This window comes from Phyllobacterium calauticae, from assembly GCF_019991125.1.
Classification (GTDB): Bacteria; Pseudomonadota; Alphaproteobacteria; order Rhizobiales; family Rhizobiaceae; genus Phyllobacterium; species Phyllobacterium calauticae.
In genome coordinates, this window is sequence record NZ_JAGENB010000005.1 from 124,160 (window position 1) to 148,652 (window position 24,493).

At 59.0% G+C, this 24,493-nt stretch carries 20 protein-coding genes; 17 read left to right on the top strand and 3 right to left on the bottom strand.

Annotated elements, in window-relative coordinates; genetic code table 11:
* The first annotated feature begins 20 nt into the window (after positions 1-20).
* The 13 genes from J1W56_RS18105 (at position 21) to J1W56_RS18165 (ending at position 13,788) form a co-directional block, all read left to right on the top strand.
* Positions 21-1,040 carry an ABC transporter substrate-binding protein gene (locus J1W56_RS18105; protein WP_223614694.1) on the top strand — a complete coding sequence of 340 codons (1,020 nt, stop codon included), beginning with the start codon at positions 21-23 and terminating at the stop codon, positions 1,038-1,040.
* A 194-nt stretch (positions 1,041-1,234) separates the two neighbouring features.
* Complete coding sequence (locus J1W56_RS18110; protein WP_223614695.1) at positions 1,235-2,407, top strand: ABC transporter permease; 1,173 nt, start codon at positions 1,235-1,237, stop codon at positions 2,405-2,407.
* A 180-nt stretch (positions 2,408-2,587) separates the two neighbouring features.
* Positions 2,588-3,085: a GAF domain-containing protein gene (locus tag J1W56_RS18115; protein WP_223614696.1), complete on the top strand. Its 498-nt coding sequence runs from the start codon at positions 2,588-2,590 to the stop codon at positions 3,083-3,085.
* A 185-nt stretch (positions 3,086-3,270) separates the two neighbouring features.
* The gene (locus J1W56_RS18120; RefSeq protein ID WP_223614697.1) at positions 3,271-4,293 is read left to right on the top strand and encodes a LacI family DNA-binding transcriptional regulator; all 1,023 of its coding nucleotides are present in this window, start codon (positions 3,271-3,273) and stop codon (positions 4,291-4,293) included.
* Positions 4,294-4,332: 39 nt separating this feature from the next.
* Positions 4,333-5,286, top strand: a complete 954-nt coding sequence (locus J1W56_RS18125) for an ABC transporter substrate-binding protein (RefSeq protein WP_223614698.1) — start codon at positions 4,333-4,335, stop codon at positions 5,284-5,286.
* Entirely contained in the window at positions 5,283-6,098 is an 816-nt protein-coding gene (locus J1W56_RS18130; RefSeq protein WP_223614699.1) for an ATP-binding cassette domain-containing protein, read from the top strand. The genes J1W56_RS18125 and J1W56_RS18130 overlap by 4 nt, the downstream gene beginning before the upstream one ends.
* Complete coding sequence (locus tag J1W56_RS18135; RefSeq protein WP_223614700.1) at positions 6,095-7,099, top strand: ABC transporter permease; 1,005 nt, start codon at positions 6,095-6,097, stop codon at positions 7,097-7,099. Before J1W56_RS18130 ends, J1W56_RS18135 begins: the two co-directional genes overlap by 4 nt.
* A gap of 50 nt (positions 7,100-7,149) precedes the next feature.
* Complete coding sequence (locus tag J1W56_RS18140) at positions 7,150-8,172, top strand: phosphotriesterase family protein (RefSeq protein WP_223614935.1); 1,023 nt, start codon at positions 7,150-7,152, stop codon at positions 8,170-8,172.
* 42 nt (positions 8,173-8,214) lie between these two features.
* A complete protein-coding gene (locus J1W56_RS18145; protein WP_223614701.1) occupies positions 8,215-8,979 on the top strand; it encodes a glutamine amidotransferase in 765 nt (254 codons plus the stop codon).
* Between the two features lie 50 nt (positions 8,980-9,029).
* Complete coding sequence (locus tag J1W56_RS18150; RefSeq protein ID WP_223614702.1) at positions 9,030-9,872, top strand: BtpA/SgcQ family protein; 843 nt, start codon at positions 9,030-9,032, stop codon at positions 9,870-9,872.
* A gap of 4 nt (positions 9,873-9,876) precedes the next feature.
* The gene (locus tag J1W56_RS18155) at positions 9,877-10,524 is read left to right on the top strand and encodes a TenA family protein (RefSeq protein ID WP_223614703.1); all 648 of its coding nucleotides are present in this window, start codon (positions 9,877-9,879) and stop codon (positions 10,522-10,524) included.
* An 18-nt stretch (positions 10,525-10,542) separates the two neighbouring features.
* The gene (locus tag J1W56_RS18160; protein ID WP_223614704.1) at positions 10,543-11,442 is read left to right on the top strand and encodes a ribokinase; all 900 of its coding nucleotides are present in this window, start codon (positions 10,543-10,545) and stop codon (positions 11,440-11,442) included.
* Between the two features lie 195 nt (positions 11,443-11,637).
* Positions 11,638-13,788 (top strand): carboxy terminal-processing peptidase, encoded by a 2,151-nt coding sequence (locus J1W56_RS18165; RefSeq protein WP_223614705.1) that lies wholly within the window; start codon positions 11,638-11,640, stop codon positions 13,786-13,788.
* Positions 13,789-13,859: 71 nt separating this feature from the next.
* Here the strand turns inward: J1W56_RS18165 and J1W56_RS18170 are convergent, their stop codons facing one another.
* A complete protein-coding gene (locus J1W56_RS18170; protein ID WP_223614706.1) occupies positions 13,860-15,152 on the bottom strand; it encodes a HAMP domain-containing sensor histidine kinase in 1,293 nt (430 codons plus the stop codon).
* On the bottom strand, positions 15,152-15,841 hold the full coding sequence (locus J1W56_RS18175) for a response regulator transcription factor (protein WP_223614707.1): 690 nt from the start codon (positions 15,839-15,841) through the stop codon (positions 15,152-15,154). Before J1W56_RS18175 ends, J1W56_RS18170 begins: the two co-directional genes overlap by 1 nt.
* 334 nt (positions 15,842-16,175) lie before the next feature.
* Between J1W56_RS18175 and J1W56_RS18180 the strand changes: the two genes are divergently transcribed.
* Genes J1W56_RS18180 through J1W56_RS18190 form a run of 3 tightly spaced genes read left to right on the top strand, consistent with a single transcriptional unit; the run spans position 16,176 to position 22,187 of the window.
* Positions 16,176-17,447 carry an efflux RND transporter periplasmic adaptor subunit gene (locus J1W56_RS18180; protein ID WP_223614708.1) on the top strand — a complete coding sequence of 424 codons (1,272 nt, stop codon included), beginning with the start codon at positions 16,176-16,178 and terminating at the stop codon, positions 17,445-17,447.
* Between the two features lie 8 nt (positions 17,448-17,455).
* Positions 17,456-20,611, top strand: a complete 3,156-nt coding sequence (locus tag J1W56_RS18185) for an efflux RND transporter permease subunit (protein WP_223614709.1) — start codon at positions 17,456-17,458, stop codon at positions 20,609-20,611.
* 34 nt (positions 20,612-20,645) lie between these two features.
* A complete protein-coding gene (locus J1W56_RS18190; protein ID WP_223614710.1) occupies positions 20,646-22,187 on the top strand; it encodes an efflux transporter outer membrane subunit in 1,542 nt (513 codons plus the stop codon).
* A 120-nt stretch (positions 22,188-22,307) separates the two neighbouring features.
* Here the strand turns inward: J1W56_RS18190 and J1W56_RS18195 are convergent, their stop codons facing one another.
* Positions 22,308-23,384 (bottom strand): porin, encoded by a 1,077-nt coding sequence (locus tag J1W56_RS18195; RefSeq protein ID WP_223614711.1) that lies wholly within the window; start codon positions 23,382-23,384, stop codon positions 22,308-22,310.
* 292 nt (positions 23,385-23,676) lie between these two features.
* On the opposite strand from J1W56_RS18195, the gene J1W56_RS18200 reads away from it, so the two are divergent.
* The gene (locus J1W56_RS18200; protein ID WP_223614712.1) at positions 23,677-24,345 is read left to right on the top strand and encodes a GntR family transcriptional regulator; all 669 of its coding nucleotides are present in this window, start codon (positions 23,677-23,679) and stop codon (positions 24,343-24,345) included.
* Positions 24,346-24,493 lie beyond the last annotated feature (148 nt).

A 24,493-nucleotide genomic window follows, 5' to 3' on the forward strand; every position in this document is an offset into this window, starting at 1 on the left:
TGTATAAAGGGAGGACTACAATGAAAATAATGAAACAGCTCTGTGCCGCCGTGCTCGGCATCGGCCTCGGATTGGCAGGTGCAACGGGTGCCGCCCGCGCCGAAGTCAGCGAAGTGCGGATTTCCAAGGGATACGGCATTCTCTATCTGCCGCTGATCGTCATGGAAAACCAGAAGCTGATGGAAAAGCAGGCCGCCAAAGCCGGTCTGGGCGATGTCAAGGTGACATGGCTGATGCTCGATGGCGGCAATGTCATCAATGATGCGATGATGGCCGGTTCGCTCGATTTTGCCGGAACCGGGGCGCCGGGCTTTGTAACCCTCTGGGCCAAGGCCAAGGGCATTCCGAATGTCGAAGTTGTCGGCATCAGCGGTCTCAGCGCCACATCGCTGTGGCTGAATTCGAACAATCCCGAGATCAAGACGCTGAAGGATCTGACAGCCAAGGATAAAATTGCCCTGCCTGGGATCAAGACGTCGCTGTCGGCGGTCGTCCTGCAGATGATGGCAGCGCACGAATTTGGACGCGAGAACTATGCGAAGCTCGACCCGTTGACGGTCAGCCTGCCGCATCCGGAAGCCCTGGCAGCGGTGACAAGCGGCCAGACCGAGATCACCGCCCACTTCACTTCGCCACCGTTTTCCTATCTGGAGTTGAAAGACCCGAAGGTGCATCGGGTTGTCAATTCTGTCGATGTCATCGGCAATATCACGCTGGACGTGACCTTTGCGCCGAAGAAGTTCGTCGACGCCAATCCGAAAACCACGGAAGCTTTCCTGGCGGCTCTGGACGAAGCAAACGCTTTCATCGCCGGCAACAAGCAAGCTGCCGCTGAGATTTTCGCCAAGAGTTCAAAGGTGAAAGTGTCGGTCGAGGAAGTTCTTGAAATGCTCAATGACAAGGATTCGCAGTTCTCCACGACGCCGAACGGTGTCATGCAGTTTGCCGAGTTCATGCATCTGGCCGGTACGATCAAGGTCAAGCCCGCAAGCTGGACGGACCTGTTTATCCCGCAACTTCACGCGCGCAGCGGGAGTTAAGGGAAGGCTGCCATTCCCGGATATTCTCACATGACGGGCATGAGCCGGTTGTTATCATCGATAGCAGCCGGCTTTTGCTGCCGGTGGTCGAGGGCGCGTGATGACCCGCAGGGCGTTTGTTTTGAGTTTTGCTTGCCAGAATCGACCAGCCGGGGGATAAAGCAGCGACTGCAAAAAGCGAAAGTATTTCGGCTATGGTTGATGCGACACACGAACACGGCATGTCCGGCCAGCCGCTCAACGTCAGCTTCAACACCGAAAATGATCAGGCAATGGTTGTCCTGGCAGGCTCCTGGATTACCCGCTATGTCGGGCGTGTGAATGCGCAAATGCGCAAGATCGAGCATAGGAAGGATTTTTCCAATGCTGTCATCGATCTGTCCGGCGTCGACGCTTTGGATACGGCGGGGGCCTGGCTGGTCGACCGCATGCGCGTTGCCCTGGAAGCTGCGGGCAAACAGGTCGAGATACGCGGGCTGAAGCAGCATTGGGAAACGCTTTTTGACGCTGTTGGAAAAACCGCATCTGCTCCGGCGGATGCAAACCTGCCGCTGCACAAGCCGAATCTTGGAATTCAGTTTCTCGATACAATTGGCCGGACAGTGGTCAATTTCGGCGATGATTTTATCAAATCCATGCATGTGCTGGGTGCTGTCGTCACCGGTTCCCAGATGCGCGGCGGCAAGGGAAGCCCGATCCGGTATCCGGCATTCTTTCACCAGATTGATCGGCTGGGCGTCGGGGCAATCCCGGTGGTGGTGCTGATTTCATTCATTATGGGTGCCATCGTGGCGCAGCAGGGCGCCTATATGCTCAGCACCTATGGTGCCGAGACCTATGCGGTGAATCTCGTCGGCGTGCTGGTGCTGCGCGAGACCGGCGTCCTGTTGACCGCGATCATGATCGCGGGGCGCTCAGGGAGCGCCATCACGGCAGAGCTCGGGTCGATGAAGATGCGCGAGGAAGTCGATGCCCTGCACGTCATCGGTCTCAATCCGATCAGCGTTCTGGTGTTTCCCCGTCTGGTCGCACTGAGTATTTCGCTGCCGCTTCTGACGATTATTGCGGATTTTGCCGGGCTTGCAGGCGGGGCCGTCGCGCTATGGCTTTATTCGGACGTATCGCCCGGCATCTATATCGCCAATCTGCGCGATGCGATCACGGTCCAGTATTTCCTGGCGGGCCTGATCAAGGCTCCCTTCATGGCGATGATCATCGGTACCATCGCCGCGGTTGAGGGGATGAAGGTTGGCGGAAGCGCGGAGTCGCTAGGTCTGCGCGTGACGGCATCGGTGGTCAAGTCGATTTTCATCGTCATCGTCCTCGATGGTGTGTTTGCCATCTTCTACGCGTCGATCAATTTCTGATACCCACCCGTTCATCTTTGTGCCTGGCTCGCCATGGAAGCGCAGGCCTTCACAGCCGCCTCGGAAGCGGTGCGGTTGCAGAGGTGAGTTTCGCGCTGTATCTCTGTCGCGGTAGCCGTTATCGCAGGAGAGGCGGCTGATGGCAGCCACGACGATAGGCACGAAAAGGATAGGCGTCCGATGTTTGCGGCAAAGACGATGAATCACACTGACAAGACCGAGTTTTATCGCGAACTCTGCGCTCAGTTGAGCGGCCTTCTCGCTGATGAAAACGATGCCATCGCCAATGCCGCCAACACCTCGGCGCTGATCTTCCAGATGGTGCCCGATCTCAATTGGGCAGGCTTCTATTTCCTTTATTCCGAAGACGAACTCGTGGTCGGCCCCTTCCAGGGCAAGCCGGCCTGTGTGCGTATCGCCGTTGGCAATGGCGTCTGCGGAACGGCTGTTGCGCAGGGAACCTCGATTCTCGTCGAGGATGTCGACGCCTTTCCCGGACATATCGCCTGTGATGCCGCATCCCGTTCGGAGCTTGTCGTGCCGCTTTTCCATGAGGGACGCATTCTGGGTGTTCTCGATCTGGACAGTCCGATACCCGGCCGGTTTGACAGCATCGATCAGTTCGGCATGGAAAAACTCGCCGCAATCTATGTTGCTGCATGCAATTGGGACGATTGAGCGATAAATTTTCGCGCTGCCCAACACCTTGTTAAAATTCCATATTTTCTGATTTTCGGATCGTCTCCGACACGGAATCTCACAGGATTATTCTGTCAATTCTGAATCCCAGTTGACAAGAACCATGAAGTGCGTTTGTCTTGTAAAGCGATTTACTAAACCGCTTTACAATGGGGAAAGCGCTTGTGATCAAGAAGACGACGCCCAGTCTGAAAGATGTTGCCGCCGCAGCTGGCGTATCGGTTACGACGGTATCGCGCCTGGTCAATGGCAGTCTTGATCTGCCGTATCACACCAAGAAGCGCATCGAAGATGCAATCAAATCGCTGAACTACATACCCAATCCGCATGCGCGGCGTTTGAGCATGGGACGTTCGGACACCATCGGTCTGGTTGTTCCTGAAATTGCCAACCCGTTCTTTTCAACCCTGGTCGCCGCTGTCGAGCAGGCAGCCGACGAGCGCAAGCTGGCGGTCTCGCTGCATGCGACGCTCAACCGGGCAGGGCGCGAAATCGAATACCTGCAGCTGATCGAACGCAATCATGTCGACGGGCTGATCTTCATCACCAACCACCCGGATGACGGTGCGCTTGCCGGCCTTATCAACCGTTCGGGCAAGGTCATCATCGTCGACGAAGACGTTCCGGGTTCGAAAGCGCCGAAACTGTTCTGCGACAATGATCATGGCGGTTATCTCGCCGGTCTTCATCTGGCGCAACAGGGGCACAGCCATGTTCTGTTCATCGGCGGCGACGAGCGCATGATCAGCGCGCGCCGCCGTTTCGATGGCCTGATGCGCGCGCTGCGCGAACAGCATGGCGATACGGCGATGGTTGATCGTTACGCCGGTGAATACACCATCGATTATGGGCGCAAAGCCGCCGTCCGCTATCTGGAAGAGCGGCATGCGGCAACTGCCATCTTTGCCAGCTCCGATGAAATTGCCATCGGCCTGATCGAAGTCTTCAAGGACCGGAATGTGTCGGTTCCCGACGATGTTTCGATCATCGGTTTCGATGATGTCGGGCCGCTGCATCTCTTTGCCCCGCCGCTGACCGTCATTCGTCAGCCGGTCCGGCAACTCGGGCGCCGGGCGCTCGAACTGCTTCTGGAAACAAACTGGCAGGAGTGGAAACCTTCCGCTTCGGAAGAACTGCTGCCAGTCGAAATCGTCGTGCGGAACTCCGTTGCCCCGCCGGCGAAATAACAAGACGTAACGGTAAGAAAACCAACAGAGGATGAGAACATGACTTTGAATTTGAGCAGGAGAACATTGATTGCATTGGCTGGCTTCACGGCATTGAGCTGCGCCGCCTCGTCGACTGCGATCGCACAGGAAAAGAAGACGATCGCGCTGGTGCAGATCAACCAGCAGGCGCTTTTCTTCAACCAGATGAACCAGGGCGCGCAGAAGGCAGCCGACGCCGCCGGCGTCAAGCTGGTTATCTTCAATTCCAACAATGAACCGACGGCGCAGAACAGTGCCGTGGAGACCTATATTCAGGAAAAGGTATCGGGTCTTGCGGTCGTCGCCATCGACGTCAACGGCCTGATGCCTGCCGTCAAGCAGGCCGCCGACGCGGGTATCCCCGTTGTCGCCATCGACGCGATCCTTCCCGAAGGCCCGCAGAAAGCCCAGATCGGCGTCGACAATGCCAAGGCCGGTGCCGACATGGGCAAGTTCTTCCTTGACTACGTCAAAGCCAATATGGGCGGCAAGGCCAAGATCGGTGTTGTCGGTGCGCTGAACTCCTATATCCAGAATGTCCGGCAGGAAGGCTTTGAAAAGACGATCAAGGATGTTGACGGTGTTGCAATTGCCGGCGTCGTCGACGGCCAGAATGTGCAGGACAATGCGCTTGCGGCAGCCGAGAACCTGATTACCGGCAACCCGGACCTGACAGCCATCTATGCAACCGGCGAGCCTGCCCTGATGGGCGCCATCGCCGCCGTGCAGAGCCAGGGCAAGCAGGGCACCATCAAGGTGTTCGGCTGGGATCTGACAGCTGAAGCCATTGCCGGCATCGATGCCGGATTTGTTGCCGCGGTTATCCAGCAGGACCCGTCGGCAATGGGTGCCGCCGCCGTGAATGCGTTGCAGAAGGTTGCGGCCGGCCAGACCGTCGAGAAGAACATCGCTGTTCCCGTCACCATCGTCACCAAGGCGAATGTTGACCCATACAGGGCCGTCTTCAAATGATTCAGGAAGGTCAGCAAAGATCTGCTGCCATCGGTTCCGGAGGGGGTATTCCCTCCGGATCTGCCGGCGACGCACATGCCGCCCCGCGTATTTCCTTGCGCGGCATACGCAAATCATTCGGCTCGCACCAGGCATTGCGTGGTGTTGATCTCGACATTTATCCCGGTGAATGCCTTGGGCTTGTCGGTGACAATGCCGCGGGCAAGTCGACGCTGACAAAGATCATTTCCGGTACCTACATTCCGGACGGCGGCACCATGTCCATCGAGGGCGAGGACATTCATCTCACCGGCCCGGGCGATGCGCGCAACAGACATATCGAAATGGTCTTCCAGGATCTGAGCCTTTGCGATGAGATCGATGTGGTCGGCAATCTCTTTCTCGGGCGCGAGCTCAGCAAGGGCATGTTCCTTGACAGCAAGGCAATGCTGGCCGAAGCGCGCAAAATGCTGGATGCGCTGGAAATCCGTATTCCCAAACTGACCAGCAAGGTTGCCCACCTCTCCGGCGGCCAGCGGCAAGCCATCGCGATTGCCCGGGCAGCGTCGTTCAAACCGAACGTCCTGATCATGGACGAGCCGACATCGGCACTCGCCGTGGCCGAAGTCGAAGCGGTGCTTGCCCTGATCAATCGCGTGAAGGCCAATGGCGTTTCGGTCATCCTCATCACGCACCGTCTTCAGGACCTTTTCCGCGTCTGCGACCGCATTGCGGTGATGTACGAGGGCACGAAGGTCGCAGAACGCCAGATCGGCGGCACCAATCTCGAGGATCTGGTCAAACTGATCGTTGGCGAAGGAGCAAAGCAATGACCGTCTATACCGAACGCGGTCACGGATCGCGCCTTGCCGATTTTTTCGGCGAGCACGCGCAGGTTCTGTCGATCGCCGTGTTTTTTGTCGCCTGCATGGTGTTTTTCTCGATCGGCAGCGATACGTTCCTGACCCTTGGCAATATTCTCAATATCGTGCGGCAGGCGGCTCCGCTGCTGATCGTTGCAATCACCATGACCTTCGTCATCATCACCGGCGGCATCGATTTGTCGGTGGGCTCGCAAGTCGCCCTTATCAATGCGGTTGCGGCAGTCGTCATGGCGATGGGATATCCCTGGCCATTGGTCGTGGTTGCAATGATCGTGCTCGGCGGCGGCCTTGGTTTCGTCCAGGGCTGGTTCATCGCCTACCAGGGGATTCCGGCGTTCATCGTTACGCTTGCCGGTCTTTCCATCCTGCGGGGCTTTGCACTCTATCTGACGCAGGGCTATTCGATCCCCATTCAGGATGCGCCGGGTTTCTTTGCGCTGGGTCGCGGCGTCATTGGCGGGGTCCCTGTTCCGGCCATCATCGCCGCCGTCGTTGCCGTTCTGGGCTATGTGGCGATAACATCGACCAAATATGGCCGTCAGGTCGTGGCGGTCGGTTCCAATGCGGAAGCCGCGCGCCGGGTCGGCATGCCTGCCAAGTGGATCATCGCCTCGGTCTATCTCATTTCCGGCGTGGCCTGCGCCGTGGCCGGGTTGCTGATCGCAGCGCGCTTGGGGTCCGGATCGTCCAACGCAGCGGTCGGCTTCGAACTCCAGGTGATCGCGGCCGTGGTTCTCGGCGGCACATCCCTCATGGGGGGCCGGGGCACCATCCTCGGTACGGTTCTCGGCACGCTGACCATCGCGGTGATCGGCAACGGGCTGATCCTGATGCACATCTCGCCATTCTTCACCCAGATCGTCACCGGTGCGATCATCCTGATCGCCATCTGGCTGAACACACGGATATTCACGGCAAACTTCCGCTTCGGCAGCGGCAAGAAGAGGTGAGTCCTGTGAACAGCGATCTGTCAGAAGCACATATCCGCTCCGGCAAGGTGATGACGGTCAATGGCCCCATTGCAGCGGAAGCGCTCGGCATCACGTTGATGCATGAGCACATCCTCAACGATTGCCGCTGCTGGTGGCATGCGCCGAAAACGCCGGAGCGGCAGTACCTTGCCGGTGGTTTCGTCTGCATGGAAATATTGGGCGAACTCAAGCAGGACCCCTTCGTCAACAAGCACAACATTACGCTTGATGACGAACCGCTGGCGATTTCAGAACTGCGCGCCTTTGCCAATGCCGGCGGCAAGACCGTGGTGGAGCCGACATGCCGGGGCATTGGCCGCAATCCGCTGGCTCTCCGGCGCATCGCCAAAGCCGCGGGTCTCAATGTGGTGATGGGCGCCGGCTACTATCTCGGTTCGTCCCATCCGGCCGAAGTCGCGGCCATGACCGTGGGCGATATCGCCAACGAGATCGTGCGGGAAGCGGTGGAAGGTGTCGATGGCACCGACGTCAAAATCGGGCTCATCGGTGAAATCGGCGTCTCGTCGGATTTCACCGCAGAGGAGGAGAAGTCGTTGCGCGGTGCAGCTCAGGCACAGGTGCGGACGGGCCTTCCCCTCATGGTGCACCTCCCGGGCTGGTTCCGGCTCGGCCACCGCGTGCTCGACGTCGTGGCGCAGGAGGGTGCCGACATAAGGCACACGGTTCTTTGCCACATGAACCCCTCCCACGATGATTTCAGCTATCAGAGTGAACTCGCTGCCCGCGGTGCATTCATTGAATACGACATGATCGGCATGGATTTCTTCTATGCGGATCAGCAGGTGCAGTGCCCGAGCGACGAAGAAGCCGCCCGCGCCATCGTGCGCCTGGCCGAGGCCGGTTATCTCGACCGGGTTCTGCTGTCGCATGACGTGTTTCTGAAGATGATGCTGACCCGCTATGGCGGCAATGGCTACGCCTATGTGCTGCGCCATTTCCTGCCGCGCCTCAAGCGGCACGGCCTCGATGAAACGGCTCTTGATCAGATGATGCGGGCCAATCCGCGCGCTGTTTTTCAGGCTGGAGCCTGAAGCTAACCCCTATTTTGATATTCACGAAAGTTTGGTGATCCCATGACAAAGAAAGTCCTTCTCGTTGGCGAAAGCTGGGTCAGTTCGGCCACGCACTACAAAGGTTTCGATCAGTTCGGCAGTGTAACGTTTCATCTGGGTGCAGAGCCGCTGGTCAAGGCGCTCGCGGGCAGTGCATTCGAGCTGACCTACATGCCCGCGCATGAAGCGGTCGAAAAATTCCCCTACGACATGGCAGGGCTGGATGCCTATGACGTCATCATCCTGTCGGATATCGGCGCGAACTCGCTGCTGCTGCCGCCTGATGTTTGGCTGCATTCGCGCACCGTTCCCAACCGGCTGAAACTGATCAAGGCCTGGGTGGAAAAGGGCGGCGCGCTGCTGATGGTGGGCGGGTACTTCTCGTTCCAGGGTATCGATGGCAAGGCGCGCTGGCGGCGGACCCCTGTGGAAGACGTGCTTCCGGTGACCTGCCTTCCCTATGATGACCGCGTTGAAATTCCCGAGGGTACGACGGCGAAGATCGTCATGCCGGACCATCCTGTCATGTCTGGTCTCGGCGGCGAATGGCCGGTGCTTCTCGGGGTCAATGAGGTCGAAGTGCGCGACGGAGCGGATGTCGAAGTGGTTGCGACGCTGCCGGACGATCAGGGCGGCCATCCGCTGCTGGTTCTCGGGCGCCATGGCAAGGGCAATACGGCGGTCTGGACTTCCGATATCGGGCCGCATTGGCTGTCCCCGGCCTTCTGCGAATGGGAAGGCTACGGCAAGCTCTGGAAGAACATTCTGGCCTGGCTGACGCGCTGATTTTCTCGACGCGCGAGCCGCTATCTCAAAAAACTATGAAAGGGAACGACATGCAGGAAATATCGGATCGTAGCTCCAACGCGGTGCAGGAGATATTCGGCACCAACAAGGTGCTCATTGGAATGATCCATTGCCCGGCCTTCCCCGGGGCACCCCGCTACAGGGGGGCGGATATGGATACGATATACGATGCCTGCATGCGGGACGCGGAAGCCTGCGTGGAAGGGGGATTGCATGGTCTGGTCATCGAAAACCATGGCGATATCCCCTTTTGCAAGCCGGACGATATCGGGCCCGAAACAACCGGGTTCATGTCCGTTGTCACGGATCGCATTGCCCGGGCCATCGGCATCCCGCTCGGGATCAATGTGCTTGCCAATGCGCCCATTCCGGCTTTCGCCATTGCCATGGCCGGCGGTGCCAAGTTCATTCGCGTCAATCAATGGGCCAATGCCTATGTCGCGAATGAAGGCTTCATGGAAGGCAGGGCGGCCGAGGCAATGCGCTATCGGTCGATGCTGCGCGCCGAGCACATCAAGGTCTTTGCCGACAGCCATGTGAAGCATGGCAGCCACGCCATCGTTGCGGACCGGACGATCGAAGAACTGACCCGCGATCTCGCTTTCTTTGATGCCGACGGTGTCATCGCCACGGGGCAACGTACGGGCAATGCCGCAACAATTGAAGAGATCGAGGAAATCGGCTCGGCAACGCATCTGCCGCTTCTGGTTGGATCGGGTGTCAATCGCGACAACATCGTCGAAATACTCAAGCGGACCAACGGTGTCATCGTTGCATCCTCGTTGAAGCAGGGCGGGGTGTGGTGGAACCCGGTGGACATCGAACGGGTCAAGGCATTCCGCGCCGCTGCAGAACCGGGGCTGGAGCACTGAGAGGATGGAAAACGAAAGTCTCTCCGACCGCATCCTGCGAGAAAATGCGACTGTTCTGCAAACGATGCTGGACCATCGTTTTGTCAGGGACATAAAGCACGACACGCTGAGCAGGGACGCCTTCGACCGCTATCTCGTCTATGAAGGTGCTTTTGTCGACACAGCGATTTCCATCTTCGCCTATGCGGCGGCAACGGCGCAAACCATCGAGCAGAAGCGCTGGCTCATCGCCGTGCTCGACGCGCTTGCCAATGAGCAGATCGTTTATTTCGAGCGCACCTTCGCGCGCCGCGCAATCGATCCGGCCGCATTCGACGTTACGATTCCAGCGGTTGAGGCCTTCCGGTCGGGGATGCTCTGCATTGCTGCCGAAGGCGGGTTTCTCGACATCGTGGCCGCCATGTTTGCGGCGGAATGGATGTACTGGACGTGGTCAAAGGAGGCCTCGATGCATCGCATCAGTGATCCGCTCCTCAAGGAGTGGGTTGATCTGCATGTGAGCCAGGGGTTTGCCGAACAGGCATTGTGGCTTAAGCATCAGCTTGATCTGGCGGGGCCGAGTCTTTCCGAGCAGACATGTGTCCGGCTCAGCAGTATTTTCGGCCATGCCATGCAGCTCGAAATCGATTTTCATGACGCGCCATACCTCTAACCTTCCAAAGGCCTCCCGATGCGCGCCTATGTAATCGGCAATGTCACCATCGATGAAACGATTATCGTGGACGCCCTGCCAACCTCCGGGGCCTCCATCCTCGGCGAGGTTGGAGCGCACGATCTGGGCGGCAAGGGAACGAACCAAGCTGTCGTCATGGCCCGGTGCGGGCTGCCCACGACACTGGTCGCGCCGGTTGGAAATGATGCACGTGCGGCAGCGATCCGCCAGCGCTTGCAGAATGAGCCGCTCGTGACAGAACTGGTCGAGCTGGATGGAAAGTCGAGCGATACCTCCATCATCTTCCGGCTGCCCGACGGTGAAAATGCGATCGTGACGACAACGGACGCCGCGCAGAACCTGAGTTCAGCCGATGTCGCTGTGAAGCTCCACGCCGCTGAACCGGGTGATCTGGCGATCCTGCAGGGGAACCTGTCGCATCAGGCAACACGTGAAATCCTTGAGCAGGCCAAGGGTCTTCAGATGGTGACTGCGTTCAACCCGTCGCCATTGCGCCCCTATTTCTCGGATCTCTGGGCGCTGGTGGACATTGTGTTTCTCAACCAGGGTGAAGCCTTGGCATTGACTGGAGCCAGTGGAAAAGCTGCCGCGAACCATCTCCTGGAACGCGGCGTCCGGGATGTCGTTCTGACACTGGGGCGCGAAGGCGCCATTCTTGCGAATGGACGGGAGATCATCGCAGTGCCGGCGCAACCCTCCGTCGTGGTTGATACGACCGGGGCCGGAGATACGTTCATGTCCGTGGCCCTCGCATCGTCGGCCCGGCGCCATTGCCGCCTGGACAGGCTGGCAATCGAGCATGCGGTGCGGGGCGCTGCCATAACCGTATCCAGACGCGGAACCCATTCGGCCTTTCCGACAGCGTCGGAACTGGAAGCCTTGCTGGCATCGTCCTGAGAATCGGCGGCCTCAAGCCGTTGTGAATTGTCAGCGCCGCTTTTGCGGCAGATAATTTTGCTGCACCTGCGGGCTGAAACAGAATTTATCGGGATGACGGCACGAATAATCTGCTGTCTGGTTGCCAAAAAACCATAATTGTTCCACCAACATTAAACAGCGAAACTGAAACGTCGAAATCGGATCGAAGCTTTAATGCGTATACAATATGGTTTGCTCAGTGTGTTTCTGGCGTTTGCCCCTCCGGCTTACGCACTGGATGCAGGTTCACCGCCGGTGCTGGCGCCGCTGCAGCAGCAGGCGCAAGCGGCCCGCTTGAGCGCTGAGTTTCTGTCGCGCTATCACTACAAGCCCGTTGCGCTTGACGATGCCCTGTCCGCCAAGATCATGGACCGCTTTCTCAAGGCACTCGATCCCGACAGGTTCCTCTTCGTTCAGGCCGATATCGACAAGTTCATGGCCGACAGCACGAAGATCGATGACGCGATCAACCAGGAAGATCTGCGCATCCCTTTTTCCATCTTCAACATCTATGAGCAGCGCGTTGTCGAACGCCTCACCTATGCCCGCTCGCTGCTCAAGCAGAATTTCGATTTCAGTGTGAAGGAAGATTATCCCTTTGTCCGGGACAAGGAGCCCTGGCCGAAATCCGAAGCGGAGAGCGACGAGCTTTGGCGCAAGCGGGTCAAGAATGACTGGCTCCGCCTGAAGCTTGCAGGCAAGACCGACGCTGCCATCCGCGACACGCTCGACAAGCGGTATCAGAACTCGCTGGAACGCGCCTACAAGTACAAGAGCGACGACGTGTTCCAGATTTTCATGGATGCCTACACCACGTCGATCGAACCGCATACGGATTATTTCGGAGCGACGGCATCCGCCGAATTCGATATCTCGATGAAGCTTTCGCTGGTTGGCATCGGCGCGGTCCTGCAGGAGCGGGAAGACTACACGACCATTCGCGAGCTGATGGCCGGCGGTCCTGCACAACTGTCCGGCAAGCTGGCTGTCGGCGATCGCATCACCGGCGTGGGCCAGGGCGAACGAGGTCCGATAAAGGAAGTGGTCGGTACGCGCCTCGATGAAGTCGTCAAGATGATCCGCGGCGCGAAGGATTCCGTTGTCAGGCTGGATATCCTGCCCGCCGATGCCGGTCCAGACGGCAAGCACCGGGTGATCAGCCTTGTGCGTGACAAGATCAGCCTCGACAAGCAGGCCGCCAAGAAGACCATCCTGTCGATCAAGGATGGTGATGCCACGCGCAAGATAGGCGTCATCACGCTGCCTGCCTTCTACGAGGATTTTGAAGCACGCCGCAAGGGCGACAAGAACTATCGGAGTGCAAGCCGCGACGTGGCCAGGCTTCTGGCCGAACTGAAGAAGGACAAGATCGATAACGTTCTCATCGATCTGCGCAACAATGGCGGCGGCTCGCTGGCCGAGGCCATTGATTTGACCGGCCTGTTCGTCGGCAAGGGGCCGATCGTGCAGGAGCGCAACGCCGGCGGCGAGGTCAATGTGGAGAAGGACAATCTTCCCGCGCCTGCCTGGACCGGCCCGCTTGCGGTCCTGATCAATCGCGGTTCCGCATCCGCATCCGAGATTTTTGCGGCGGCGATACAGGATTATGGCCGGGGCGTCATCGTCGGTGAGCCCAGTTTTGGCAAAGGCACGGTGCAGACCGTCGTCAACCTCGATCAGATCGCCCGCAACAGCAAGCCGAAATTCGGCGAGCTGAAGATGACGGTTGCACAGTTCTTCCGGGTAAACGGCGGCACGACCCAGTTGCGCGGCGTGACGCCGGATATCACCCTGCCCGGCTTCTCCGATCCCAAGAGTTTCGGCGAATCGAGCTACGACAATGCTTTGCCGTGGGCGCAGGTCAAACCGGCGGAATACACGCCAATCGGCGATGTGAAGGCATTGCTGCCGCAACTGCAGAGCCTCCACGATGCGCGGGTGCAAAAGGACCCGGACTTCCAGCGCTTCGTGGAAGATATGGCCGACCTGAAAGCGCAGCGGGAAAAGCGGGTTGTCTCGCTCAATGAAACCGAACGCCGCAATGAGATGGCGGCGCAGGCCAGCCGCATCAAGTCGCGCGAGAAGGTGAATGACGGGGCAGGCGCCGGCGACGACGACGATTCAGCCGACGCGTCGACCCAGGATGATGGCCTGCAGGCCAATGAGCGCAGCCTGAGCGCGGACATCGCCATCGAGAAAGCCCGCAAGAGCGCCAAGGATGTATTGCTCGATGAAGCAGCGCACATTCTCGGTGATGAAGCGGATTTGCTGGCGGGAATTCCGAAACTTGCAGTACAGCAGCCGGCCAATACCAACGGCAAATAGAGGCTGCGCCGGCTTTGACCGGATAATATGCTCTACCCGGTTAACCCGGGTGGAGCATTTTGCCGAACCGGTTACCTCTGCGGCCGATCCGATGTGAGCGGCACGACAATCTCGACGATGAGACCTCTCGGTTGCGCCTTGTGGGCTCTGACCGATCCGCCATGCAGCTCGATGGCCTGCCGGGTGATGGCCAGGCCGAGGCCGACCCCCGCGCGCGCATCGCCCGTGCTTTCAGCCCGCACAAACGGCCTGAAGATTGCTTCCATCTGAGAGTCGGGAAGGCCGGGCCCCGTGTCCTCCACCCGGATCTGCAGCGCTTTCCCGCCGGCGGGGATGGCGGTGCGTATCACGACCTTGCCGCCCGGTTCGCTGTATTTGATGGCGTTGCGAATGACGTTTTCGATGGCACGGTAAATCAATTCGCCATTGACGTGGGACACGGCGGTATCGACGCCGATGACCTCGAGAACAACCCCGTGTGCTTGCCCTTCAAACGCGCCGTCCTCCACGATGGCGTTGACCAGCTCCACGAGATCAACGGGCTGCTTGTCGAACTGGTACGGCTCGCCGGACTCAAGTTGCGCGAGCGTCAGTATTTCTTCCACCAGCCCGTCAAGCCGGTCGATCTCGCGGTTGATGCGCAGAAGCAGGTCCGGCAGGCGTGCGGGATTCTGTTTGAGAATTCCGGCTGCCGCTTGCAGCCGTGACAAGGGTGAGCGCAACTCGTGGGAAACATCGTGGAACAGCCGCTGCTGGCTGAGGTGAAAATCGTCGAGCTTGGCGGCAGCGATGTCAAAATCATGCCCCACGGCGGTTATCTCATCCTTGCGATGGCCGAATGTCTTGCCGATGCGGACATGAAAATCGCCCTTTGCCAGGGAGCGCAAACCGGATTGAAGCGTCTCCAGCGGCCAGAGCAGATATCTGGCCAGCCAAAGCGCTGAAGCAAGGCTGGTGATGATGCCCGCAAAGATAATCGGCCAGAACCCGAGTATTTTTGCGACAATGGAATAGCTCATCCGTTTGGCTGTGATGCTGATGCAGCCTTCGGGCGTCTGGACCAATCGCGACATCGCCGTGACTGCGGGGCCGGATTGGCAGTCGGCCGGATCGGCATTGGCGACAACGAGATCAACGGGCCGGTTGAAGGATGCGGCCGCTGCGGCGAACCTCGCCAGGGCGCCGGTGCCCGAGTCTTTCAATACCGTGGCGGCCGAATCCAGGATCGCCGTCTCGATGAGGTCTTGTGCGGCGCCCTTGGGCGGCGACAGTCCGAATATCGTGCTGATTGCCACCACGACAAGGATGACCCCGGCTATGGTGAGGGCGAGCGTCCAGAAAAATCGCCAGAAGACGCGGCCCATTACTGCCCCTCGACGAGCTGATAGCCCATGCCGCGTATCGAGCGAATCCATGACTGCCCGTCGGCAGCCTTTCCAAGCTTTTGCCGGATACTGCTGATGTGCACGTCAATCCGGCGGTCGAAGGCGGTCAGCGGACGTCCGAATGCGCCCTTGGACAGGTCCTGTTTCGAGACCATCTGGCCGGCGCTTCGCACCAGCACCTCAAGCAGATTGAACTCCGTTCCGGTCAATTCCAGCTGGTGGCCTTGCCACTCCGCGGTGCGCGAGCGCGGGAACAGTTTCAGGGCGCCGGATTGCAGGAGGTGTTCCTCCTGCTCCTGCCTGTGCCGTCCGGTCCGGCGAAGAATGGCGCGAATCCGGGCAACAAGCTCACTCGGCGAACAGGGCTTTGCCAAATAGTCGTCTGCGCCAAGGTTAAGTCCGGTGATCCGGTCGATGTTGTCGCCGCGCGCGCTCAGCATCAGGATTGGAATATCGCTGAATCGCCGTATCCGCTGCATCACCTCGATGCCGTTGAGGTGGGGCATCATGATATCCAGGACCACCAGATCATAGGACCCGGAGACACCCTCCTCGATGCCGCGCTTCCCGTCATGAACAGCGCTCGCATCCAGCCCTTCTTCCCTCAGATATTCCGAAAGGAGACTGGTCAGTTCTATGTCGTCGTCAACCAGCAAGACTTTGGTCATGGTCCGCCTCGCACTCTGAAATCAAACTTTCCTATAGCCGGTCAAGCTGCGCCCCGGGCCGATTTTACATAACTTTACACAAACTTAACGCTACTTCACACCGAACCATTTATAGAGGCCTGGTGGGGAAAGCGTTTTTGTAAGAAGGCCTGAATCGTGCTCACATCCCTGCTCCGCGACCCCTTGAGTGTGGTCTTTCATCCCTTCCTTGCCAACGACAATTGCAAGCCCGGATCGCCTCTGGTCTTCCCTCGGGAAGAGGGCGCGTGCCGGCGAAGCCATGCCGGGGCCAGGTCGGGTCCGCAGGCTTTAACGGAAAGAGTGTAATTGAGAAATGCCAGGGCAATCAGATCAAAATGTTACAGGATTTCGCGTTCGGTCTTTCGGCCTGCTGGCCCTATTTCTCGTGCTGGCTGGTTGTAACGCGCAACAGGGCAAGCCTCCTGCTGCAGCGGCTCGTCCCGAGGTTGGTGTCATAACGCTGCATCCGCAATCGGTTGCCGTTACCGCCGAATTGTCGGGGCGGACAACCGCCTCCCTCAGCGCGGATGTGCGTCCGCAAGTGGGCGGCATCATCCAGTCGCGGCTGTTTGACGAGGGCGGCGAAGTAAAGGCCGGGCAGGCCTTGTACCAGATCGATCCGGCGAGTTACCAGGCCACCTATGACAGCGCGATCGCAGCGCAGCAGAAGGCGGATGCGGCGGTACCGAGCGCGCAGGCCAAAGTGGAGCGCTATCAGGGCTTGATCAAGCAGAATGCGGTCAGCAAGCAGGATCTTGATGATGCGGTTGCATCGCTCGCCCAGGCAAAGGCCGATGTTGCCTCGGCAAAGGCCAGCGCCGATACCGCCCGCATCAATCTCGACTACACAAAGATCACGGCCCCGATTTCGGGCCGTATCGGCAAGTCGTCCCTGACACCGGGTGCACTTGTCACCGCAAGCCAGGATACGGCACTTGCCACCATCCGGACACTCGATCCCATCAATGTGGATGTTTCCCAGTCGAGCACCAACCTGCTCAATCTGCGTCAGGCCATTGCGGATGGCAGGGTGAAGCTGAGCGGGACGAATGTGAGCGTGAAGCTCAAACTCGACAACGGGACAACCTATACGCACACTGGAAAAATGGAATTTGCCGAGGCCAATGTGGATCAGACCACAGGCACGTTCGCGTTGCGCGCGCAATTTCCCAACCCGGACCGGTTGCTGCTGCCGGGCATGTATGTGCGTGCGGTTGTCGAGGAAGGCGTCGCGCAAAACAGCTTTGTCGTGCCCCAGCGTGCGGTGACCCGTAACGCCAAGGGGGAGGCAACGGCCCTCGTCGTCGATGCGGATGGAAAAGTCGGGGAGCGCGCACTTGGCGTCCGCAGCAGCGTCGGGAACAACTGGCTGGTCGAGACCGGGATAGCCGACGGCGATCGCGTGGTCGTGGAAGGCTCGCAATTCGTGCGCGCGGGCCAGAGTGCGACGCCGGTGGAGGTGACGATCGATGACGTGACCGGGGAGATCAAGGAGCGCAAACAGGCGGCATTGCCTCAGTCTGGCCTTGCGGAAGCCGCCAATCATGAACAGAAGCCGGCGTCTGACGCCTCGGCCAAGAACTGAGGGTTCCCATGTCCGGCTTTTTCATCAACCGCCCGATCTTTGCCTGGGTGATCGCCATCGTCATCATGCTTGGCGGTTTGCTGGCGGTCAATTCATTGTCCATATCGCGCTATCCCCAGATCGCACCGACAACGGTGAGTATCAGCGGTTCCTATCCGGGCGCGGATGCGCAGACCGTCGAGAATTCAGTGACGAAAGTCATCGAACAGGGCATGACGGGTATCGACAATCTCGACTACATGACCTCCACATCGAGTTCGACGGGCAGCACCAGCATCTCCCTGACCTTTACCAGTGCCGCCGATCCCGATGTTGCCCAGATGCAGGTTCAGAACAAGCTGCAGCTTGTCACGTCGCAACTGCCGCAGATCGTGCAGAGCAACGGCCTGACGGTGACGAAATCCTCGACCGGCTTTCTCATGGTTGTCGCATTCGTTTCGACCGACGGCAAAATGACGTCGACCGATCTGGCCGATTATGTCGACAGCACCCTGAACGACACGCTGAAGCGGGTTGAGGGTGTCGGATCAACCCAGTTGTTCGGCTCGGGCTATTCCATGCGGATATGGCTCGACCCGGACAAGCTTGCCAAATATGCGCTCATGCCAAGCGATGTCTCCACGGCAATACAGGCGCAGAACACGCAGGTTTCCGCCGGGCAGCTCGGGGCCCTGCCCGCACGGCAGGGACAGCAGCTCAATGCGACGGTGACAGCCAGAAGCCGGCTTCAGACGCCGGAGCAGTTTCGCAATATTATTCTCAAGAGCGCCACCGATGGCTCGCTGGTCCGGCTCAACGACGTGGCGCGCGTGGAAATCGGCGCGGAAAGCTATACGACAAGTGCTGCCTACAACGGCATGCCGGCGGCGGGTCTTGCCATCAACCTGGCCACGGGCGCCAATGCCATCAGCGCGGCGGAAGCCGTCCAGTCGGCCATTGCGCGCCTTTCCACGACTTTTCCGGAAGGGGTCAAGGTTTACTACCCCTATGACACGACGCCCTTCGTTCTTCTCTCGATAGAAGAGGTGGTCAAGACGCTGATCGAGGCCATCATTCTCGTCTTCGTCGTCATGTTCGTGTTTCTGCAAAACATCAGGGCAACGCTCATCCCGTCCATCGCAGTGCCCGTGGTGCTGCTTGGAACGTTTGGCGTGCTCGCGGTTGCAGGCTATTCGATCAATACCCTGACGATGTTCGCCATGGTGCTGGCCATCGGGCTTCTCGTGGACGATGCGATCGTGGTTGTCGAAAACGTCGAACGGGTGATGCAGGAAGAAAAGCTTCCACCGAAAGAAGCAACGCAAAAGTCCATGAAGGAAATCACCGGGGCTCTCATCGGCATCGCCACGGTGTTGTCCGCTGTCTTCGTGCCCATGGCTTTCTTCGGTGGTTCCACCGGCATCATCTATCGCCAGTTCTCCGTCACCATCGTCGCGGCCATGGTGCTCTCCGTCGTGGTTGCACTGGTGCTGACACCGGCTCTGTGCGCAACCATTCTTCGCGCTCCTGCGGCAGGGCATGCGGAGCGCAAGGGCATCTTCGGTTGGTTCAACCGGTCGTTCGACCGCAGCACGACGGCCTACCGCAACGGCGCGCAAGGCATCATTCAGCGAAGCAAACGGTTTCTGGCGATTTTCCTGGCGATTGCGATTGCCATGGGCTGGATGTTTGTGCGTCTGCCAAGCTCGTTCCTTCCCGAAGAAGACCAGGGCATTTTGATCACCAGCGTGCAACTGCCGGTGGGGGCGACGCAGGACCGGACATTGCGTGTTTTGAAGCAGGTGTCGGACCATTTCCTCAACGATGAAAAGGATGCGGTGGACGGTGTGTTCACGACGGCCGGTTTCGGCTTTGGCGGGTCCGGTCAGAATGTCGGCATAGCGTTTGTCAGGCTCAAGGACTTTGCGTCGCGCCAGTCGCCGCAACTTTCGGCCAATGCGGTGTCTGGCCGGGCCATGGGTGTCTTTTCCAAGATCAGGGATGCCCGCGTGTTCTCCTTCAACCCGCCTGCGATCCAGGGCATGGGCAACTCCAACGGTTTTGAGTTCTATCTGCAGGATGTCAATGGCGCGGGCCACGATGCCTTGATGCAGACCCGCAACCAACTGCTTGGGCTCGCCGGACAAAGCAAGCTTCTGGCGAATGTGCGCCCGAACGGCCAGGAAGACGAGCCGCAGTTCGCCATCGATATCGATCAGGAGAAGGCCAGCGCGCTGGGTGTCGCCCTGTCCGATATCAACAACACGTTGTCGACGGCGTGGGGCAGCGACTACGTCAACGATTTCATCGATCGCGGCCGGGTAAAGCCCGTCTATCTGCAGTCGGACAAGGATTTCCGCATGCAGCCGGCAGACCTCGACAAATGGCATGTCCGCAATGCCTCGGGGGCCATGGTGCCGTTTTCGTCCTTTGCCTCCAGCCACTGGACATTCGGCTCACCGCGGCTGGAGCGGTTCAACGGCTCTGCCGCCGTCGACATTCAGGGTGCCGCTGCTGCCGGTGTCAGCTCGGGCGCGGCGATGGACGAAATCGACAAGCTGATGAGCCAGTTGCCGGCGGGTTATTCGCACGAATGGACGGGCCTTTCGGCACAGGAAAAACTGTCGGGCAATCAGGCCACATCGCTCTATGCAATATCTGTCCTGGTCGTGTTCCTCTGTCTGGCAGCGCTTTACGAAAGCTGGTCGATTCCGTTTGCGGTCATGCTCTCGGTCCCGATCGGTATTTTCGGCGCGCTGCTTGCGGCGAGCCTGTTTGGCCAGACCAATGACGTCTATTTCAAGGTCGGCCTGCTGACGACCGTGGGCCTTGCGGCGAAGAATGCAATTCTCATCGTGGAGTTCGCCATCGAACGGCAGACCGCCGGCATGGGGCTGGTCGAGGCCACACTCGAAGCCGCGCGCCAGCGGTTGCGTCCGATCCTGATGACGTCCTTTGCGTTCATCCTTGGCGTGGCGCCGCTGGCAACAGCAAGCGGCGCTGGTTCCGGCGCCCAGAATTCCATCGGTATCGGCGTCATGGGCGGCATGATCGCGGCAACCGTTCTCGGAGTGTTTTTTGTGCCCCTGCTTTTTGTCGCGGTCAGCCGGTTGTTCCGGCGCCGGAAGAGCGCCGATGGCAAGGTTCCCGACAACAGTGAAACGGCAACAGCCGGTTCGAACTGAGGCATGGGGCGAGATAATGAGCAAGATGGACGCAATGACAATCACAACAACAGCCTCACCCGATCCGGTTTCTCCCGGGAATTGCCATTTCCGCCTCGGTCAATTGCTCGGGTTTCTTCTGTTGAGCTCAAGCCTTGCCGGATGCGTCGTCGGGCCGGACTATCAGAAGCCGTTGATTGCGATGCCCGGCCAGTGGGGAAGCAGCAAGCAGGTAAAGGCGCCCAAGCCGGCGGAACTGTCCAACTGGTGGAAGCGGTTGCGTGATCCCGAGCTGGATGCACTTGTCGACGAAGCGGTCGCAGGCAATCTGGATGTTGCCACTGCAAAGGCGAAAATCCGTGAAGCGCGCGCGACATACCGGCAGACCGCAGGCACGCTTCTGCCATCACTTGACGGGTCCGCGTCGGCAACTCGCAACAGGGTGAGTGCCACCAGCACGGGGACCTCCGCGGAGACGTCCAGCCAGTTCCAGACGGGATTTGACGCGAGCTGGGAGCTCGATCTTTTCGGTGCCAACAAACGCAGCGTTGAAGCGGCAAAGTATGGTCTGGATGCAGCCGGCGAAGATCTGCGGTCCACATTGCTGACTTTGATCGGCGATGTCACCTCCAACTATGCCCAGGCGCGCGGCTATCAGGCGCGCATCGCGCTGGCCCGCCGTACGGCAGCCTCGCAGAGGGAGACGGCGGCGCTCACGCGCACCAAGTTCGAGGCAGGGTCATCCTCCGCCCTCGATGTCGCCAATGCCTCCGGCCTGGCCAACAGCACGGAAGCCAACATACCATCCCTGGAGACAAGTTATGCGGAAGCGGTGCACCGGCTTTCCGTCCTGACGGGCAGGGCGCCTGCAGCCCTCACGGACAGGCTGAAGCGCAGCACGCCCATTCCGACGCCGCGCCTGCCTGTCCCGACAGGGGTTCCGGCCGATATCCTGCGCACGCGGCCGGACGTGAGGACGGCGGAGCGCCAATACGCGCAGTACACCGCAAAGATCGGGCAGGCTGAAGCTGCCCGTTATCCCAGCGTCAGCCTGACCGGCAATATCGACACCACGGCCCTGAATATTGGCGATCTCGGCAAGAATTCCACCATCGGCTGGTCGTTCGGCCCGGCATTGAGCGTGCCGATCTTCAGCGGCGGCCAGAAGAAAGCCGCGGTGGAAGTCGCCCAGGCACAGCGCGACCAGTATTTTGTTGCCTACCGGTCGTCGATCCTCACCGCGCTCGAAGATGTCGAAAATGCCATCGTATCGCTGGCACAGGAACGCATCAGGAATGGAAAGCTGGCCGCATCGGCCAAGCACTACCGCGATGCGGCCAGCCTGTCCCGCTCTCTCTACCAGAGCGGAACATCGAGCTTCCTTGATGTGCTTGACGCGGAACGCTCGCTGTATTCGGCGGAAGACGCCCTGCTGCAAAGCCGCGTGGCAATCGCGGCCGATTACATCGCCCTCAACAAGGCGCTTGGCGGCGGATGGAGCGGTTTGGTCGATACAGGCAAACCTGAAGTGAAGGATGTCAATACGGGTCCGCACATCGTAAGCAACCGACAGCTGATGACGAACTGGCAGAAATAAAAACGGCGAGCCCGTAAGGCCCGCCGTTCTGTGCAAAGGATTTGACTGGAGATCGTATCAACTTTGCCACTTGGCGATGCTGCTTGAATGTCAGCGTCGCCAAATTTCTTGCATCGGGTATTAGAAGTTGCGCTGGAAGCGGATCGCGCCACCGAAAGCATCGTCGTTGCCGCCATGGGCAAGCGAATAATCCTTACGGGCACCGTCGAACTTGGTGTAGTTGAATTCAGGCGTGATCGTGAAGCCGGGAACGATTTCATAGGCAACGTTCAAAGCACCCGCCAGCGTGCCTTCGGATTCATAGGCAAGCTGTGCATTGATCGTGGCCTTGTCCGAAACCTTGGCAGCCAGGCCACCCCAGATGGCGTAGTCACCTTCCCAGGTGCCGAACCAGTTGCGGCGGCCGAGCGGTGCATCGTCATAGTTGGACTGGTAACCGCCCATGACCCATGCGGATACCGTGTCGGTGAACTTCACGTCCAGACGCAGCTTGCCGGCCCATTCCTCGACCTTGGAGTCGTAGCCGACGATGCCGGAAATCTTGCCCCAGGACTGTTCATACTTTGCGCCGGCCAGCACGTGAGGCATGTAGTCGTCGATACGATAGTCGTAGCTATAGTAGTTGTTGCCAACGCTTTCACCCTGTTCAGCGCCGATCATGGCAGAGAAGCCATTGCCCGCATTGAACGTATAGCTGACCTGGTTGCTGTGGTCCGACTGATAGTTGATCACGTCGTCGTTGATGACATTGCCGGCATAACCGGTGAACGAGCCGAAGATTTCATCGGCCACGCCGATACGAAAACCACCGAGTTCGATATAGGCATTCGGTATGGACGTATCATTGGCACCATTATTGTACTGGAAACGCGTCTCGATATAGGAGCGCAACGTGCCGAGTTCGGTTTCCGTGCGGGCATCGAAACGGAGCGTGGCGCGCGTCTTCTTCTGCCAGGTTCCGAATTCTCCGCCCTTGTAGACATTATCGCCGCCCTTGGCGTCATAACGCAGATAACCGCCGATTTTCAGGCAGGTTTCCGTGCCGGGGATATAGAAAAAGCCTTTGCCGTAGGTGTCGCAAACGCGAACATATTCAACGGCTTCTGGTTCGGCAACGACGACTGCGTCGGCAGCGCGTGCACCGGTTACTGCAACGAGCGCTGCAGCCGAGCCGAGAAGGAAGCTCTTGATTGTCATGGGGGATCTCCACACTCTATTGAATGAGTTGCTCAGCCGCATTGCCTTGCAACGAACAGATGAAATCGCTGTCTGTACCGTCCGTAATGGAGATTTGTAACGGTTTTATCACGCAACCGGTGTGGGCGGATGGGCCAAGGTGGTTTCTTGTAAAAACCATGTCTTGCCTCGGCCCGTGTGTCATTCCTGCCACAGTCAGAAGCCGCTCATTTGCGATGAGAACTGTTTGATTGCGCCGGTAAAACACAATGGCGGGCTCGACAGGGGATATGAAGCAAAATAACTATGAACCATGACCGCAGCCAACGAAGACACCATCGCCAATCGCATTAGCCGCATCCTTGCGGACAGGATTGTGACGGGCCAATTGGAGCCGGGCGCAAAGCTGCGGCAGGACCATGTGGCGGAAGAATTCGGCGCAAGTCATGTCCCGGTCAGGGAAGCCTTCCGCAAACTGGAAGCACAGGGCCTTGCCGTCAGTGAGCCGCGCCGGGGCGTGCGCGTTGCATCGTTTGACCTGGCCGAGGTGCGCGAGGTCGCCCTGATGCGCGCCGAGCTTGAGGGGCTGGCGCTCCGGCAGGCTGCGCCGCACCTGACATCGTCCATTCTGGAAGAGGCCGAACAGGCCACCGTTGCCGGCGATAATTCCCGCGACGTGCGCTCCTGGGAAGAGGCCAACCGGCGTTTTCATCGCCTGATTCTCACGCCATGCGCGATGCCGCGTCTCCTGGCGGCCATCGATGACCTTCATTCGGTGAGCGCGCGCTTTCTGTTTTCCGCGTGGCGATCGGAGTGGGAAGTTCGAACCGATCATGATCACAGGGCGATCCTGGGTTTCCTGCGCCAGGGCAATATCGAGAATGCAGTTGCAGTCCTCGAACGGCACGTGCAGTGGATCGGACAAAAGCCGGTCAAAAGCCCGACGGGTTCAACCCGCGACGTTTTCGCTATCGTCGGCTGACCAAGACAGGACGTCGCCTGCGTTTCGATTTTTGAGCAGACAAACGCTTCCGCTTGTGCCTGCCGTTCACGACGGTTGCATTTTTGTGCGCGCCTTATAGAATTATAGATAATTTATGATTCTATCTATAATAAGCCATCAGATGGCG

What these genes read in the sequence shown, in the direction of transcription:
- J1W56_RS18105 (WP_223614694.1), top strand. Translation starts at nt 21, where the DNA reads ATGAAAATAATGAAACAGCTCTGTGCCGCCGTGCTCGGCATCGGCCTC.
- J1W56_RS18110 (WP_223614695.1), top strand. Translation starts at nt 1,235, where the DNA reads ATGGTTGATGCGACACACGAACACGGCATGTCCGGCCAGCCGCTCAAC.
- J1W56_RS18115 (WP_223614696.1), top strand. Translation starts at nt 2,588, where the DNA reads ATGTTTGCGGCAAAGACGATGAATCACACTGACAAGACCGAGTTTTAT.
- J1W56_RS18125 (WP_223614698.1), top strand. Translation starts at nt 4,333, where the DNA reads ATGACTTTGAATTTGAGCAGGAGAACATTGATTGCATTGGCTGGCTTC.
- J1W56_RS18130 (WP_223614699.1), top strand. Translation starts at nt 5,283, where the DNA reads ATGATTCAGGAAGGTCAGCAAAGATCTGCTGCCATCGGTTCCGGAGGG.
- J1W56_RS18135 (WP_223614700.1), top strand. Translation starts at nt 6,095, where the DNA reads ATGACCGTCTATACCGAACGCGGTCACGGATCGCGCCTTGCCGATTTT.
- J1W56_RS18140 (WP_223614935.1), top strand. Translation starts at nt 7,150, where the DNA reads ATGACGGTCAATGGCCCCATTGCAGCGGAAGCGCTCGGCATCACGTTG.
- J1W56_RS18145 (WP_223614701.1), top strand. Translation starts at nt 8,215, where the DNA reads ATGACAAAGAAAGTCCTTCTCGTTGGCGAAAGCTGGGTCAGTTCGGCC.
- J1W56_RS18150 (WP_223614702.1), top strand. Translation starts at nt 9,030, where the DNA reads ATGCAGGAAATATCGGATCGTAGCTCCAACGCGGTGCAGGAGATATTC.
- J1W56_RS18155 (WP_223614703.1), top strand. Translation starts at nt 9,877, where the DNA reads ATGGAAAACGAAAGTCTCTCCGACCGCATCCTGCGAGAAAATGCGACT.
- J1W56_RS18160 (WP_223614704.1), top strand. Translation starts at nt 10,543, where the DNA reads ATGCGCGCCTATGTAATCGGCAATGTCACCATCGATGAAACGATTATC.
- J1W56_RS18165 (WP_223614705.1), top strand. Translation starts at nt 11,638, where the DNA reads ATGCGTATACAATATGGTTTGCTCAGTGTGTTTCTGGCGTTTGCCCCT.
- J1W56_RS18170 (WP_223614706.1), bottom strand. Translation starts at nt 15,152, where the DNA reads ATGGGCCGCGTCTTCTGGCGATTTTTCTGGACGCTCGCCCTCACCATA.
- J1W56_RS18175 (WP_223614707.1), bottom strand. Translation starts at nt 15,841, where the DNA reads ATGACCAAAGTCTTGCTGGTTGACGACGACATAGAACTGACCAGTCTC.
- J1W56_RS18180 (WP_223614708.1), top strand. Translation starts at nt 16,176, where the DNA reads ATGCCAGGGCAATCAGATCAAAATGTTACAGGATTTCGCGTTCGGTCT.
- J1W56_RS18185 (WP_223614709.1), top strand. Translation starts at nt 17,456, where the DNA reads ATGTCCGGCTTTTTCATCAACCGCCCGATCTTTGCCTGGGTGATCGCC.
- J1W56_RS18190 (WP_223614710.1), top strand. Translation starts at nt 20,646, where the DNA reads ATGACAATCACAACAACAGCCTCACCCGATCCGGTTTCTCCCGGGAAT.
- J1W56_RS18195 (WP_223614711.1), bottom strand. Translation starts at nt 23,384, where the DNA reads ATGACAATCAAGAGCTTCCTTCTCGGCTCGGCTGCAGCGCTCGTTGCA.
- J1W56_RS18200 (WP_223614712.1), top strand. Translation starts at nt 23,677, where the DNA reads ATGACCGCAGCCAACGAAGACACCATCGCCAATCGCATTAGCCGCATC.